The sequence below is a fragment of the Paracerasibacillus soli genome, assembly GCF_042432965.1.
Lineage (GTDB): Bacteria > Bacillota > Bacilli > Bacillales > Amphibacillaceae > Paracerasibacillus > Paracerasibacillus soli.
Genome location: NZ_JBHLWL010000061.1, coordinates 29,479 through 43,346 on the forward strand (window position 1 = coordinate 29,479; position 13,868 = coordinate 43,346).

The window sequence follows — 13,868 nt, forward strand, 5'->3', positions numbered from 1 at the left end:
GTGAACGCAGGGCTAAGTTCACCACGTCCTGTGGTAACGCCTGCGCTAGCACGTCCTGTGCGTCGGAAACCCCACAGGAAAAAATTTAAGGAGGGCCGACTAAATAAGGCCTTTGCGGCCAACGTCGGCATACCCCAGTGTTGGGGCAAGGCAGGTTAATTTCGCAACGTCCTGTTGCAACACCTGCACTAGTACTTCCTGTACGTCGGAAGTTGAAGCGTTGCCCGCGGAAAGCAACGGTCCGTAGCGGAAAACAACCTAGCACGTTACGAGACAGTTTGGTTCTATTGTTATGAAACAATGTATTTTCAAAAACACTTTCTAATACTAAAGTAAAGAGGTACTTTTATGAAACAAAAACAAGCTATTTTTCAATCACACCATTTAAACAAAGAAGCAAATCCACATTATAATGATTATGCAACAGCTGTACAAAAAGTTAAAAACATATTACAAGAACAAACCGGTTTGCATTTCAAACTCTATCAATCGGACATGGAGATGGACCAAGTATTTGAAGCTGCTGAACAGATGATCATGCAAAACGACTCCGATATCGTACATATATGTAGTATTTATGATAATGTCAGTGTCGCAACATTTCGTTATACAGTCGTGGAAAACTATACGGTCCAACCATCAATTGAAAATAATATCTTTTATTTTCCAAAGTTTGACGTCGCATTAGTAAAGATGCCAATCTATCAAAGCCATGAAGATTTCGAGGAAAATTTCTTATTTGCAAGTGACGACCAAAGCCTATTAAAATTTTTGAACTATTTATTAGAAAAACAACGTCAAGCGATGTTAAAGGGGATTTCAGTCTTTACAGACACGGATGATGGATTAATAAAAACTCGTGAAAAAATCACACAACAAATTCACCGTGAAGATGTATTATTGGAAGAAAACATCAAAACAGATATATTCCGCTCCATTGATGAGTTCTTCTTAAAAAGTGGAGCATTTTTTAGAGAATATGATATCCCGTATAAACGTGGGATTTTATTATATGGTAGCCCAGGAAATGGCAAAACAACATTAGTGAAATCAATTGCAGGCAGTGTTGCCGCACCTACTGTCTATTGGCAAATAACCGAAAATACATCTAGTTATTCCATTCAAGAAGTATTTTCTACTGTAACAAAAATGGCACCTATGGTTCTCGTTATTGAAGATATCGAATCCATGCCTGACTATGCTCGTTCTGCGTTTTTAAATGCACTAGATGGAGCAACTTCAAAAGAAGGTATCTTTTTAATTGGAACAACAAACTATCCTGAAAAAATTGATCCTGCCTTAATTAACCGTGCAGGGCGTTTTGACCGTGCATATGAAATTAAGCAGCCAAATGATGATTTACGTAAAAGCTATTTACACAATAAAGGATTAGAAAAGTTTCTAGACATGAATCAAATGGAGTTATTAGTGAAAAAGACGAAGGGCTTATCTATCTCTCAATTAAATGAAGTATACATGTCCATTGCCTTACAATGGCATTATGATCAGGAAATTCAAATTGAGAAAATTGTGGATGATTTACTTGAAAATCAGCGAAAGACAAAGAAACAAGATTGGGATTTGGATGAAGAGAACATCGGTCGTGTAGGATTTTAAGATGGTACAGGGACAAAACCAAAGTGTCAGACCCCTCAACTACTACATTTAGTATGAAACAATTAGTTTTTTACTGGTCATAGTAGTTGACGAGGGGGGTCAGACCCTTATTGTCCCAACCCTATTTTTCAATGAAATAAATCACTTTTCTTCTTCAACATCATGTTCCTCCCCAAGTTCTGTCTGGAATTGACTGAATGTACCGCGGTCGTTGCGTTCCGTTTCTGAAAGGTGGTTACGAATATACCCATGTACAAACATCTCCACACAAGTAATAAAGAAAGCTGATAAAAAAGATATCGGTAAAATATGATGTGCTGTCCCAATAAACGTTGCTGATAAGAACCATAATGTGAGAAAAACGAGGCCGAAGTCCGCAATTGTTGCTGCAATATTACCAAACCTTCTTAAAATGATCATATCACCAATAAGGTAGGATACAACGGTCGTAATAACCCCCATCCAAAATAAACTCATTAGCGATGCATGATTAAAGATCCCAAATAATGATAGAACTGTAATAAAAATTGCCGCAAATTTAATACCAAGTATTTTCAAATGATCCATTTCAATCGCCCTTTCGATATAGCATTTGTTTTAGTATTTGGCGATTAACGGAAATTATGCCCGAGAGGGATGGTCTATTTTATTTTATTGATTAAAAATTTCTGTGCGTATGTGCCAAACAATTTCCGTACATTCATACTGGAAAGTTTAAGAATGTCACAGATACCTTACTCTAAGCTGTTATATGTCCATGCATATATAAAGCACCTCTAATGTTAGATTGTGTCCAACAATTAGGGTGCAGTTCAACAGCTAGCAAGCGTTTATTTAGTAGATTATCTTAAGTCTCATTCAAATTCCTCTTCATCCAAATCAATTGAGACATTTTTAGGAACTAAAATGTACATTAGACTGTCTCCGCCACTTACAGATGTCCCCCCTAAAAAACTTGTATCATCGTCGTCAACCGTAAATTCCTCCGTTACTCCCTCTTTATCTAATGTTTCTTTAAAACTATACGGTGTAAAAGGAAACTCATTAGTCATTCCCACAATTGAAATAGTCTGTTCATTTGGATTTTGGATCTGTAGGTTATTATCTTTCATTAATACATGAGAGATAGACACATCTTCCGAAATCGAAACTTCTATGTGACCATTTATTATAATTGGTGTACGATAATATCTTACTTCCACTTTATCTGTTTTACTTATCCCAATATCATAATTAATATATGAATCCCCACTAAAAGTTAACTTTACGCGTTCATTACTGATTGGAAAGCTCCATGATTTTATTAAATATTTTTCAGCTACTGTAGAAAAGTTCCCTTTGTGAGCAAGCTCGTATAAACTCATTTCAGAATTCGAGATTGGCTCTTTCATTACTTTTATTTGATTATTGTGCAATTTCTCCGGCAAAAACGGGGTAATAATCGTGGCAATAAGTAATATCGCAACATAAGTAATAATTCCAATATTTTTATGACGTAACTTTTTTAGTTTTAAGATTTTACCTGTGAATAGTATTACTATTCCAATGATAATACTTAAGATGATGAATAAATATAGCAGTTGGATAAAAATATCTGACATCTATTCTCGCACCTCCAGTCGATTCATCGCCCAGAAAGATACTGCAAATAAAAGTAAACTTGTAACCCCCACTTTTAATACGAACAAACTAAACAATGTTTCCTGGAAGAAGAACTTTCCAAATTCAACGACTAACTGGATTTCCCATTTTGAAAAAAATACTATTACCCCAATAATTACTGTTGGAATTACAAACATAAATAATTTATGGCGTTGTACCATAGCGCCAATAAAATAGCCAAAGGTACTAAATAAAAAGATTAAAAGAATCGTACTAACTACACCAAATACATATTGCATGATTGTAATAGATGAACGTATATCAACTACTGAATCCTCCATAAAATACGCAATGACTTTGATTAAATTTCCGGATAATATTGCAGTAATTGCTCCAAATACACTCATACTTAAAAGGAAAAAGATATTCGCTATACATGCACTCATTCGATTTGTTACAAATGTAAAATCATCATACCTGTATGCCTTTGTCGTTAATTGAATACCATATGTAAAGACAGCTAGCATTGTAAAGGCAATGACAATATCAGCAGACAAAAAGGAAATATTTACGTAAAAATCTCCACCACCAATACCCATCGAGCCCCCACCGCCCATCGAAAATAAAATACCGATAAGCTGTGTGATGATTAATGAAGTGAATAAACTTCGATAAGACTTCATCTTAAATACATACTGTTTTTTCACAACTTCAAAGAAATTAACGGTAGTTAAGGACATCATCAATTCCTCCCCTCGCCTTATCTGTCAAGTAAAGACACAAGTTACTCGGAGCTACAGGTTTTAGTTCAAATCCAAGTTTCTCTCCCTGTATCCGTTTTTCTTTTTTTAAATTGTTCTGCACAACAATCGTCATACTATCCTCTTCGATGCCGGTTTCAGTAATGATTTCTAATCCATTAGCCCATTGTGTAACATGTGCACGATTCCCGCTTACTTCAATTGCATACTCTTTTAGTTCATCAACAGGCATATGAAGTATTTTCTTTCCTTGCTCTAGCAATAAAACATTTTCAAGTAGATTTTCTATTTCATCTAGATAATGGCTCGAAATAATTATCGTTCGTGGATAGGCGATATAATCACGTAATAGCACACGATAAAAGTCCTTCCTTACCGCAGCGTCCATTCCTGTTGTCGGTTCATCAAAAATCGTAAGTGGACAACGGGAAGCTACGCCAAAGATCATATTAAATGTACTTTTTTTCCCTTTCGATAAATTCTCATGTATGTCATCTGGATGAAAGGAAAAATATTTAAACAATCGCATCGCAAAATCCATATCCCAATTTTCATAAAAAACCTCACCTTGATGTAGCAGTTCTTTTAATGTTAAAGACGATTGAAAACTCATTTGATCATCAACATAAACCAAATTTGCTGAAACGAGTAAGCTATTAAATGGATTTTTAGAAAATACTTGGACATCCCCCATTGTTGCATGAATATAACCTGCAAGGGTTTTTAATAACGTTGTCTTTCCAGCACCATTTCGACCAATCAAACCTGTTATAGTATCTTCTTTTATAGAAAATGTTAACTGATTCAATGCGTGTTGATTCGCATAAGATTTCGAAACTTGCGTACATGATATAACGTCCATCCTTACCTACTCCCCCTCTTGATTACTTGCAGATTTAATCATGTTCATTAATTGTTGATCACTTACATTTAAATAGCGTGCCTCTTTCACCAAATCGTGAATTAAACCAACTAACGTTTCATTAATTCGTTTATCTCGAATCCGCTCCTTTGCTCCTTCTTTTACAAACTTACCGAGACCCCGTTTCGTATACAAAATGTCCTCCTCTGAAAGCATATGCAGTCCTTTTGCTGCTGTCGCTGGGTTAATATTAAACTTCTCCGCTAATTGATACTGCGAAAAAACCTTTTCGTCTTGTTGAAAGGTTCCTTCTAAAATTTTATTTTCAATCCATTCTGCTATCTGTATATAAATTGGTTTGATACTATCCACATCTAGCTTCAATCCGGCACCTCCCCCACATCATGTGATATAGTGCATTACTGTTGTAATGTACTATATATAATATATATATAATTGTCAACAAAATATTTACCATATTTTTTCTTTAAAACTTTCAGGAAATAAATTTGACAAAAAAAATCTCTTCCGATTAGATAGAGAGAGAACCGTTTTGTAAAGGAGAATTTCTTTTGAATATACTAGTAGATGCTGATGCTTGTCCGGTGAAAGATATTGTAATTAACGTTGCAAAAGTATATAAAGTTCCTGTCAAGCTTGTTAAAAGCTTTAGTCATTTTTCCCATGATGAAGATATAGCTGGTGTTGAAACAATTTATGTCGATACAGGAGCTGATGCTGCAGACTATCGCATTGTGCAACTAGCAAAAGAGGGGGACCTCATCATTACACAAGATTATGGACTCGCCTCCTTGGGTTTAGCAAAAGGTTGTGCCGTGCTTCATCATGTTGGTTTTGCTTATACAAATGAAAATATTGATCGACTGTTACAAACACGTCATGCAAGTGCAATGGCACGCAGGGCTGGTAAGCGCACAAAAGGTCCAAAACCTTTTACAGATGAAAATCGGATTAAATTTGAAAATTTGCTCAGACAAACGATTTTAAGTCAAAACGGGGTGAACTAAAAATGGGACAAAATGTGTTTCAACATATTGGAGAACAAGTTCCACGCATGAGCAAGGCCCAAACAAAAATTGCCTCTTACATATTAGAAAACCAACACTCTGCCCCATTTCTTACAGTTGGGAAGTTAGCAAAGCTTTCAAAAGTAAGCGAAGCAACTATTGTTCGTTTTGCTACGTTTCTTGGCTTTTCGGGCTATAATGAATTTCAACAAGCAATGTACGATTCCGTAGAAAAGCAATTAAATACGGTTGAACGGTTGCAAATGTCTCGTTCAGTATATAGTGAGGCGGAGAAAAGTATTTACGAAGTTTTTGAAGATGATATGGCCAATATTCAAGCAACAATGGAGACCTTGGCTGTAGCAGATATGAAAAAAGCAGCCCAGCTTATCATGAACGCTAAAAATGTCTATATCATTGCTAATAGAAGCGCCGTATCTTTAGGTGTATTTTTACAATATTATTTAGAAATAATTACTGGTAAAAGTAAATTAATCGATTCTAGTGAACTGGCCTTTGAGCAGATGTATCAAGTCTCACATGAAGATGTCATAATAGGAATTAGTTTTGCCCGCTATACGAAAAGAACGATAGATATCGTCTCACATGCTAAAAAGCGCGATGTTAAAGTCATTGCGATTACAGATAGTTTACTATCCCCGATTACACAATATGCAACTGTATCTTTAATCGCATCAAGTAAAATGCCTTCCTTTTTTGATTCCTTTGTCGCTCCTTTAAGCCTTATTAATGCACTTATTGCGTACATTGGACATCAACAACAAGATGCGATTAACAAACGACTTGAGAAATTAGAGCACGTATGGGATGAATACGGCGTATTTTATAAAAATAATAACCCCGTGAAATAAACGCTACATTTTAGGTTTAATTTGAAATATTTATTGCATTTATTTCCCCCCCTGCATATACTGTAAGTAATGATAAGTAACACAAAGGGGAGATAAAAATAATGCCATCTCATATTTCTTATGCGCAAGGATCAAAAGTTCAATCCTTTCAATTATTCCAGCAAGCCAAAGAATGGATACCTGGAGGAGTTACAGCAAATATTAAGCATTTTTCTCCGCATCCCATTTTTATGAAATGTGCAAAAGGTAGCAAATTAATAGACGTAGATGGACAGGAATATATTGACTATTTATTATGTTACGGAGCTCTTATAACGGGACACGGCCACCAAGCTGTAACTAATGCAGTAAAGGAGCAATTAGACCAAACCGGAACAACCGTTTTTGGTACACCACACGAGCTTGAATTAACTTTGGCAAAGAAATTAGTAGATTTATATCCAGGCATTGATATGGTTCGCTATACAAATTCGGGATTAGAAGCCACTCTCTTAGCAATACGTTTAGCTCGTGCCTATACGGGTAAAGATAAAATTGGCAAATTCGAGGGGCATTATCATGGTGGATTCAATCATGTACTTGTAAGTGTGAATCCTGAACTAGATGATGCTGGAAGTAAATATGAACCAATAGCACTCCCAGAATCGAGTGGCATTCCAGAGCACGAACTCAAACAAACGCTTGTTTTACCTTTTAATGATTTACAATCAACGAAAAACCTTCTTCGAAAATACGCATCAGAATTGGCCGCTGTTATTATAGAACCTGTGCAAGGAGGATTTATCCGTGCAGAGCAGGAATTTATCGAAGGACTCCGGGAAATCACCGAAGAATTAAATATTGTATTAATTTTTGATGAAGTAAAGACAGGGTTTCGTGTTCATCTTGGTGGAGCCCAAAGTGTTTACGGTGTGAAGCCAGATCTAACAGCACTCGGAAAGGTCTTAGGTGGCGGTTATCCAATTGGGGCTTTAGGAGGATCTAAAGAAATGATGATGTTATGTGCGCCAACAGATGAAAGTGATGTCTTTTCTTTCGGTCAATCTAGTCGGAAGAAAACAGATGTTGTCTTTCATAGTGGCACTTATAACGGGCATCCAGTTGTCCTTGCAGCTGGGTTAGCAACTATTTCGTTACTTGAGGAAAATGGCGTCATGGAGGTTTTATTTGCTAAGACAAATCATCTTAGAACCGCCTTGGAAAAATTATATACCACTTACCAGATTCCAATGCACACATGCGGAATGGGTAGTATATTTAATCTCATATTTTCTAAAAATCCTATTAGAAATTATCGTGATTTATGGGGAACTAATCATGATTTAAGAATGAAGATAGATATGGAATTACTACATCAGGGCATCTATATAAAGCCAGGCAACCGTTATTCCATGTCCATTTCACATACGCAACAAGACATTGATAAAACGGTAGAAGCCCATGAAAAGGCAATTAAAAAAGTATTATCGTCGGGCGGATAATGTGAATAGTTCTATGAAGCTAGGAGTAAGTGTTATTCTCCTCCATATTCTGAAATGGGGTTCTACAGCAACTAAATTTGTGAAAAGTAATGATTCGTTCAATACTACTATTGCCCAGAAGCGTACCATTTACTAAATGTATGCCAAATAAAAAGATGCCTTATGTTATTAACTTTAAACAAGGCATCTTTTTATTTGGTTTTTTACTTTTTCCTCACTTTAAAATTATGCTGCAATATTGGCCAATTTTGTGGGAATGGACTTCCTAACACCCAAAAACTTACACCACGAAGCCCGTATTCTTTTACAAGATCATATTTTGCTTGCATACTACGTGCATCTTCAAACCATACTTCGTGACGTTGCCCACTTGAATCTGTATATCTAAAAAATGGAGATTGATACGTATCATTATATTCAATTGCAACTTGATGCTCTGCTGCTAAATTAACAGCCTCCTGAGGTCCGACTGTTCGCGCAATTGTACCTTGTTGCCATGGGATTTTCCAATCACGACCATAAAGCGGTGCACCCATCATGATCTTCTCTGACGGGATTGCAGTTACCGCATAATCAAGCACATCACGCACCTTATTGATTGGCGCGATTGCCCACGGTTGGCCACCTGCCCATCCCCACTCATACGTCATGAGGATGACAAAATCTACAAGTTCCCCATGAACTGGATAATCATGCGCTTCATAAAGAAGTCCTTTTTGGTCAGCTGATTCCTTTGGTGCAAGTGCCGTTGAAACACTAAATCCTAATGGCCTTAACTTTGCAACAACACGGCGTAGAAATGCATTATAATTTTCCCGGTCTTCTGGATATACATATTCAAAGTCAATATTTAACCCACGATATCCTTTTTCTTGCATTTTATTTACAATATTCGTTAATAGCTTTTCTTGCAATGCTGGATTTCTTAAAATTGTTGCAGCTAAATCTGAACTAAAGTTATTTTCCTTAAAGTTTGTAATGACAAAAAGTGGTGCTACATCTTGGGCTTTTGCTGCCTCTAGTACAGGTGCATCTTGTAAGGCCGTAACTGTACCGTCTTCTCTTACCGCATGCATAAACAAAGATAAATACGTAAAGTTCCTACCCAATGCGGTAACTTCCGCTGCTCCAGCCTGATTAATTTGTGTTGTGTACGCATTCACTTCTTTAACTGGTCTAGACACAAGCGGGATGTGCAAATGTTGACCAATTGTAAGTTGTGAAGGATTTACTAAATGGTTCGCTTGTATAATTCGATTTACATCCACATCATATTGCCGGGCAATTTGCCATAATGTTTCACCAGCTTGCACAACGTGTGTAACAGATGGAATGATTAATACATCCCCGACAAATAGTAGCGCAGGACTCGTTATATTGTTAACCCTAGCAAGTTCCTCAACTGTTACACCGTATCTACTCGCAATTTGCCACAATTGATCTCCAGCCTGCACAACATATTCACGATTGGGATTTGGAATGATAAGCGATTGTCCAACTACAAGTACATTCGGGTCACGGATATCATTTGCTAACACAACCTGATTGAAATCAGCCCCATATTGTTGCGCAATCCTCCATAATACCTCACCACGTTTTACTACATGAATTTGCATACTACTTCCCCCAATATTCATTATCTACACAGTATGCTATTCATTAGACGATTGTCCCGGTGCATCACGAGTGAATAATGGGGACGGTTCTCCTGTTTCATTTTGAATAAATTAGCACCGGGGTCTAATTCCACAAGTGAATCCTATTTCTTTCTTACATGACGCATGATAAACCCACTCTTTGGAATACTTGGTATTTTGACCAAACTGTACTGTAAGTTTTGCTTCGGCACTTTGTAATCCATTTTATTAACAAGCATGTTTAAACTAACTTTCATTACTTCAATCGTCAACCATTCACCAGGACAGCGATGATCCTTTATAAAATTACCTCCTCCTTGTGGGATGAGATCAAATAATCCTCCTTGCCAATTTTCAAATCGGCTTGGATCAAACTCATTAGGTCGTAACCATAAATCAGGATGACGATTTGTTCCATAAATATCAAGTAAAACTAAATTCCCTTTTTTGAAATCGTGTCCACTCCATAAAAAATCCTCTCGTACTCGGGCAACTGCATATGGGAAGAATGGATAAAATCTTCTCACTTCCTGAACAAATAGTTCCATATAACCTTCTTCTCCACTACTCACATTCTCCTCTTCTCTTGGAAAATGGTATAAAGCATGTGCACTAAAGGTTATATACACACTAATTGCCACAATCGGGCGTAGTAAATTGATTACTTCTACAGCAGCGACCCTTGGATTGAGTAGGTTTCCGTCCAAATCCTTATGCCAAACAATATGATATAATGGTTTTTCTTCATCTACGATTAGTTGATGATTGCGAATCTGTTCAACCATTGTTACAAGCCACATTTCCAGTTGATTTCGTGAGCGCCGACCTCGCCAATGTCGTGGTCCCACAGCAGCAGCGGATTTAAACAATGAGGCTAATTGTTGGGAGCGCATATTTACTTCATGCTTGGCTAACGGAACCCCCGCCCATTCACAAGCTGCTATCGTCAGTAATTTCTTCATCTCCTCAAATAAAACGACATCGTCCTGTTGCTGCCATATAACCATCGCATGTGTCCACTCATTCGCCACTATCTTTACTATCCTTTGTAAGTTTTCAGACGACATGAACTTCATAAGTAGTTTTTTGCGATGTACGTGTTTGCAGCCATCTAATGTTTGTACAGATTTTTCTCCAAAAATTGTCTCACGAATTCGCTTCGGGGCTACGCCATGTCTGTTAAACTTTTCATTATCATAAAAGATTTCAGCAGCATCTGCACCAGCCATACAAACTGTCCTTTGGCCTCCTAAAATGCGTGTTTCAAATATATCCGAATTAAACTTTCTTCTACGTTTAGGTATGTATTGGTAACCTTCCATTAAAAGCTTTAAACTATTGTCGATTCCTTTATCAATTGGTATTTGTTCACGGTATACCATCTTTTAACCACCTATATCCTTTTTTACTTTATCCATCTCCTTTAGACTCTACATGATATGTGTACCTATTCATCTTCTACTTATTTTCCCCTACATCTGAACGACAAATAAAAAAGTATGAATCCTTTTCATCTATGATGCGTATATGTTTAACAACACATAAAGTGAAAGGTGGTAAACAGTGATTAAAAGGATACTAATGATATTGATTGGTTTTATCCTTTTAGCCTTTTTTATTTTTCACATGATAGAAGTTAGGAATAAAAAGGATGTCATAACTTCTGACCATACATCTACCTCAGACAATGAAACAGAAATAACCGATTCTAAGCCAATCATCCCAACAGGACCATTTGGTAAATATGAATATGATGGGAAGCAATGTCTCACTATTGATGAAATCATTGAAAGGGGGGACTGCTTTCAAGAAGTTTTTGAAAAACATCTCGTTTGGTATCTAAATGAAGAAAAGGTTGAATTTTATTTCCCTTTTCAACGTGAACAGAGCCATTGGCACGATGTCTTTTATGTTGAAATTGATGAAGATGATCAGTTAAGCGAACTCCAAGAAACGGATTACTTTCATAAGTATGATGATCCGTATCCTCACAACAATTCCAATCACGATCGTGGTAAAAAAATAGTCGATGAATACTGGCATATCTTTTCAAATTTAATCCCAAAGGAATATCGTGAACACTTAAAATATATCTATTGGACCGACACTGGTGATGATCTTGTACTTGCAGTAGGAGTAAAAGAAGATGAAGTGGAAGCTATGACTTTATTATTTTCACATCAACTTCTCAGTTATAAACCTTATCTCCGCTACTCCTTTTTACATGAATATGGACATATTTTTACGTTAAACGAAACGCAAACTAAAATAAATGAGGAGCTTTTCCTAGAAGAAGAACCCAGTGAAGAACAATTAAAACAAGATAAGGAGAGTTGCAAAACTTATTACCATAATGGGCGTTGTTCCTATGAAGATAGTTATTTATTTCAGTACTTTCAACGTTTTTGGGCTGATATCTATGAACAATATCAAAAAATTGACTGGGATAATCAAAAGGAATATGAGGAATTTTTCTTTACACATGAAGAGCGCTTCTTTAATAGCTACCAAGGAACCTCTCCACCAGAAGACATCGCGGATACGTTCGCTTTCTTTGTCCACTCACATAGTAGTATAGGAGCACAGCCAGAGATGAAATATCAAAAGATCAAATTTTTCTATGAATATGAGGAACTTGTAGAATTGCGAACCACAATTTTAGAAAATCTTTATCACTTATCGATTGAGGATGAAGAATTTTATTAAGCAATCTAGTTATGAATTATTGTCATGGCTAGTCTTATATCATCATGACATAACACGCACGAATTGGCTTCCTCGATCAGATTTGCTAGAATAAGACATAATATAATCGAGGAGGAATGGAAAGTGAAAATTGTTTCAATAGAACCAACTCCAAGCCCTGTTTCGATGAAGATTAATTTAGATGAAACATTACCTCAACATCAAACAGAGAACTATAAATTAGAAGATGACTTAACCGGAGCCCCTACATATATTCAGGATTTATTTAAAATAAATGGAGTAAAAGGAATTTATCACGTTTTAGATTTTATTGCCTTGGAGCGACATGCACGGACTCCTTGGGAGGAAATTTTACCCGAGGTTCGGAATGTACTTGGTACAGCAGAAAGTTTTACGAATCATGTTCATGAAAATCCCACGTCTGTCATGACAGATCACTTTGGTGAAATTCAAGTATTCATCCAAATGTTTCGTAACATCCCCGTTCAAGTAAAATTGAACGAAGGGGATATAGAACAGCGTTTCGGCTTACCAGAGCGATTTATGAACGCAGTAATGGAGGCATCCCTTGCAACAGACAATATGTTAGCTGAAAGAAAATGGGTCGAGCAGAGCCCACGCTACGGTAAGCTAGAAGAAATTGGCGCGGTTATTGTTGATGAGCTATCCGCTAGTTACGATGAAGAGAGATTGACAGAACTGGTTGAACTAGCAAAAACAGGTGATGCGACATTATCAGAAAAGAGAAGTGGCAAGAAAGTAACACTTGAAATGTTAGATCATCCAGATTGGAAAGTCCGTTATGCCGCTCTAGATCGAATGGATCCGACCTTGGCAGATCTACCTGTACTTGATAAGGCACTAGATGACGAACGTTCTTCTTTAAGGCGACTAGCAACAGCCTATCTCGGCATGATTGAGGAACCAGAAGTATTGCCATATTTGTATAAAGCATTAAGAGATAAAGCAGTAACTGTACGCCGAACAGCAGGTGACTGTCTTTCGGATTTAGGTTTTAAAGAAGCCATTCCAGAAATGATTCAAACATTGTCAGATAAAAGCAGAATTGTCCGCTGGCGTGCTGCAATGTTTTTATATGAAGTTGGTGATGAGACAGCGATTTCAGCATTAAGGAAAGCAATGGATGACCCTGAATTTGAAGTCCGTATGCAAGTAAAAATGGCACTTGCCAGAATTGAAGGCGGAAAAGAAGCAGAAGGATCCATATGGAGCCAAATGACAGAAGCCGTGAAAAAAGGATAAATGGTGCAACGTTGGGACGGTTCTCGCGCTTCGTTTGAA

Annotated in this window: 13 protein-coding genes; 6 read left to right on the plus strand and 7 right to left on the minus strand. The window is 36.9% G+C overall.

What is annotated here, in order from left to right:
• Window positions 1-348: 348 nt before the first annotated feature.
• Window positions 349-1,617 carry an ATP-binding protein gene (locus ACFFIS_RS14660; RefSeq protein WP_320381178.1) on the plus strand — a complete coding sequence of 423 codons (1,269 nt, stop codon included), beginning with the start codon at window positions 349-351 and terminating at the stop codon, window positions 1,615-1,617.
• A gap of 141 nt (window positions 1,618-1,758) precedes the next feature.
• Here the strand turns inward: ACFFIS_RS14660 and ACFFIS_RS14665 are convergent, their stop codons facing one another.
• The 5 genes from ACFFIS_RS14665 to ACFFIS_RS14685 all read right to left on the minus strand — a co-directional run bounded on the left by ACFFIS_RS14665 (window position 1,759) and on the right by ACFFIS_RS14685 (window position 5,226).
• Window positions 1,759-2,184, minus strand: coding sequence for a YndM family protein (locus ACFFIS_RS14665; RefSeq protein ID WP_390188138.1), 426 nt, complete (start codon window positions 2,182-2,184; stop codon window positions 1,759-1,761).
• A 287-nt stretch (window positions 2,185-2,471) separates the two neighbouring features.
• Window positions 2,472-3,218: a hypothetical protein gene (locus ACFFIS_RS14670; protein ID WP_320381176.1), complete on the minus strand. Its 747-nt coding sequence runs from the start codon at window positions 3,216-3,218 to the stop codon at window positions 2,472-2,474.
• On the minus strand, window positions 3,219-3,959 hold the full coding sequence (locus ACFFIS_RS14675) for a hypothetical protein (protein WP_320381175.1): 741 nt from the start codon (window positions 3,957-3,959) through the stop codon (window positions 3,219-3,221).
• Window positions 3,940-4,842: an ATP-binding cassette domain-containing protein gene (locus ACFFIS_RS14680; protein ID WP_390188139.1), complete on the minus strand. Its 903-nt coding sequence runs from the start codon at window positions 4,840-4,842 to the stop codon at window positions 3,940-3,942. Before ACFFIS_RS14680 ends, ACFFIS_RS14675 begins: the two co-directional genes overlap by 20 nt.
• Window positions 4,843-4,848: 6 nt before the next feature.
• Window positions 4,849-5,226, minus strand: a complete 378-nt coding sequence (locus ACFFIS_RS14685; RefSeq protein WP_390188140.1) for a GntR family transcriptional regulator — start codon at window positions 5,224-5,226, stop codon at window positions 4,849-4,851.
• 188 nt (window positions 5,227-5,414) lie between these two features.
• On the opposite strand from ACFFIS_RS14685, the gene ACFFIS_RS14690 reads away from it, so the two are divergent.
• The 3 genes from ACFFIS_RS14690 (at window position 5,415) to ACFFIS_RS14700 (ending at window position 8,223) form a co-directional block, all read left to right on the plus strand.
• Window positions 5,415-5,870 carry a YaiI/YqxD family protein gene (locus ACFFIS_RS14690; RefSeq protein ID WP_320381167.1) on the plus strand — a complete coding sequence of 152 codons (456 nt, stop codon included), beginning with the start codon at window positions 5,415-5,417 and terminating at the stop codon, window positions 5,868-5,870.
• A gap of 2 nt (window positions 5,871-5,872) precedes the next feature.
• Complete coding sequence (locus tag ACFFIS_RS14695; protein WP_320381166.1) at window positions 5,873-6,742, plus strand: MurR/RpiR family transcriptional regulator; 870 nt, start codon at window positions 5,873-5,875, stop codon at window positions 6,740-6,742.
• 101 nt (window positions 6,743-6,843) lie between these two features.
• Window positions 6,844-8,223: an aspartate aminotransferase family protein gene (locus tag ACFFIS_RS14700; protein ID WP_390188141.1), complete on the plus strand. Its 1,380-nt coding sequence runs from the start codon at window positions 6,844-6,846 to the stop codon at window positions 8,221-8,223.
• A gap of 203 nt (window positions 8,224-8,426) precedes the next feature.
• Here ACFFIS_RS14700 and ACFFIS_RS14705 read toward each other — a convergent pair whose 3' ends face one another.
• Together ACFFIS_RS14705 and cypC are read right to left on the minus strand one after the other, a co-directional pair.
• Window positions 8,427-9,839, minus strand: a complete 1,413-nt coding sequence (locus tag ACFFIS_RS14705; protein ID WP_320381164.1) for a LysM peptidoglycan-binding domain-containing protein — start codon at window positions 9,837-9,839, stop codon at window positions 8,427-8,429.
• A gap of 143 nt (window positions 9,840-9,982) precedes the next feature.
• Window positions 9,983-11,242 carry a CYP152 family fatty-acid peroxygenase CypC gene (gene cypC / locus ACFFIS_RS14710; protein ID WP_390188142.1) on the minus strand — a complete coding sequence of 420 codons (1,260 nt, stop codon included), beginning with the start codon at window positions 11,240-11,242 and terminating at the stop codon, window positions 9,983-9,985.
• A 181-nt stretch (window positions 11,243-11,423) separates the two neighbouring features.
• Between cypC and ACFFIS_RS14715 the strand changes: the two genes are divergently transcribed.
• Window positions 11,424-12,566, plus strand: a complete 1,143-nt coding sequence (locus ACFFIS_RS14715; protein ID WP_390188143.1) for a hypothetical protein — start codon at window positions 11,424-11,426, stop codon at window positions 12,564-12,566.
• A gap of 123 nt (window positions 12,567-12,689) precedes the next feature.
• Entirely contained in the window at window positions 12,690-13,829 is a 1,140-nt protein-coding gene (locus ACFFIS_RS14720) for a conserved virulence factor C family protein (RefSeq protein WP_390188145.1), read from the plus strand.
• Window positions 13,830-13,868: the final 39 nt, after the last annotated feature.

Bases quoted from the DNA above. Each gene is read 5' to 3' on its own strand.
- ACFFIS_RS14660 (WP_320381178.1), top strand. From the start codon at position 349: ATGAAACAAAAACAAGCTATTTTTCAATCACACCATTTAAACAAAGAA.
- ACFFIS_RS14665 (WP_390188138.1), bottom strand. From the start codon at position 2,184: ATGGATCATTTGAAAATACTTGGTATTAAATTTGCGGCAATTTTTATT.
- ACFFIS_RS14670 (WP_320381176.1), bottom strand. From the start codon at position 3,218: ATGTCAGATATTTTTATCCAACTGCTATATTTATTCATCATCTTAAGT.
- ACFFIS_RS14675 (WP_320381175.1), bottom strand. From the start codon at position 3,959: ATGTCCTTAACTACCGTTAATTTCTTTGAAGTTGTGAAAAAACAGTAT.
- ACFFIS_RS14680 (WP_390188139.1), bottom strand. From the start codon at position 4,842: ATGGACGTTATATCATGTACGCAAGTTTCGAAATCTTATGCGAATCAA.
- ACFFIS_RS14695 (WP_320381166.1), top strand. From the start codon at position 5,873: ATGGGACAAAATGTGTTTCAACATATTGGAGAACAAGTTCCACGCATG.
- ACFFIS_RS14700 (WP_390188141.1), top strand. From the start codon at position 6,844: ATGCCATCTCATATTTCTTATGCGCAAGGATCAAAAGTTCAATCCTTT.
- ACFFIS_RS14705 (WP_320381164.1), bottom strand. From the start codon at position 9,839: ATGCAAATTCATGTAGTAAAACGTGGTGAGGTATTATGGAGGATTGCG.
- cypC (WP_390188142.1), bottom strand. From the start codon at position 11,242: ATGGTATACCGTGAACAAATACCAATTGATAAAGGAATCGACAATAGT.